This is a genomic window from Enterobacter sp. CCUG 70166, assembly GCF_020224095.1.
Lineage (GTDB): Bacteria > Pseudomonadota > Gammaproteobacteria > Enterobacterales > Enterobacteriaceae > Enterobacter > Enterobacter intestinihominis.
In genome coordinates this window covers 1-1249 of sequence record NZ_NRIQ01000085.1, presented here as the reverse complement: position 1 = coordinate 1249, position 1249 = coordinate 1, and the positions used below count along the sequence as shown (strand labels likewise).

At 52.1% G+C, this 1249-nt stretch carries 1 protein-coding gene; it reads right to left on the bottom strand.

What is annotated here, in order from left to right; all coding sequences use genetic code 11:
• Positions 1-8: 8 nt before the first annotated feature.
• Positions 9-1177, bottom strand: a protein-coding gene (locus CKK19_RS24855; protein ID WP_108454466.1) for an IS3-like element ISEc52 family transposase whose coding sequence is annotated in 2 segments (ribosomal slippage) — positions 9-928 and positions 928-1177 — 1170 coding nt in all. Because the reading frame shifts where the segments join, the coding sequence is not laid out codon by codon here.
• Positions 1178-1249 lie beyond the last annotated feature (72 nt).

The window sequence follows — 1249 nt, the reverse complement described above, 5'->3', positions numbered from 1 at the left end:
TGAAGTGGTCAACAAAAACTGGCCACCGCGTTAGAGTTTTTCCAGTATCGGTTTTCTGATTCGTTTGGCGTTAACCCACCATTATATTCGTGCGGTCTTAGTGCGCTGTAATATCCAACGATATAGTCCGTTATTGCGTGAGCTGCATCGCTGAAGCTTACATAGCCCGTCGCCGGCACCCATTCGTTCTTCAGACTCCTGAAGAAGCGCTCCATTGGGCTGTTATCCCAGCAGTTTCCACGCCGACTCATACTCTGCCTGATCCGGTATCGCCACAGTAACTGCCGGAACTGCCTGCTCGTATAATGGCTGCCTTGATCGCTGTGGAACATCACCCCGACGGGCTTACCACGGGTTTCCCATGCCATTTCCAGTGCTTTCATGGTGAGCCTGCTGTCCGGCGAGAACGACATGGCCCAGCCCACTGGCTTTCTTGCGAACAGGTCGAGAACAACGGCGAGGTACGCCCAGCGCTTACCCGTCCAGATATAGGTCACATCACCGCACCACACCTGATTTGGTTCCGTTACGGCGAACTGTCGCTCAAGATGATTCGGGATAGCAACGTGCTCATGACCGCCACGCTTATACCGGTGAGTCGGCTGCTGGCAACTGACCAGCCCCAGCTCTTTCATGAGTCTGCCAGCAAGCCAGCGCCCCATCTGGTAACCTCTCTGGGTTGCCATTGTGGCGATGCTTCTTGCTCCGGCAGAGCCGTGGCTGATGCCATGCAGTTCAAGTACCTGACTGCGTAATACAGCCCGTCTGCCGTCTGGCTTTTCAGGACGGTTTTTCCAGTATTTGTAGCTGCTGCGATGAACCCCGAACACATGGCAGAGAGTGGCCACAGGATAACGCGCCCTGAGTTTCCCGATTATCGAGAACTGTTCAGGGAGTCTGACATCAAGAGCGCGGTAGCCTTTTTTAATATTTCATTTTCCATTTCAATACGTTGTAGCTTTTTCCTGAGCTCACGGATTTCAATTTGTTCCGGGGTAATGGGGGAGGCTTTTGGTGTTTTGCCCTGCCGTTCATCACGTAATTGTTTCACCCATCGCGTCATTGTGGAAAGGCCGACATCCATAGCGCTGGCTGCATCTGCCACGGTGTAGTTCTGGTCAACGACCAGTTGAGCGGATTCGCGTTTAAACTCTGCGCTGAAATTTCTTTTTTTCATTATGACACCTGTGTTGTTCTGAGGTGAGCATATCACCTCTGTTCAGGTGGCCAAATTCAGTAAACCACTTCA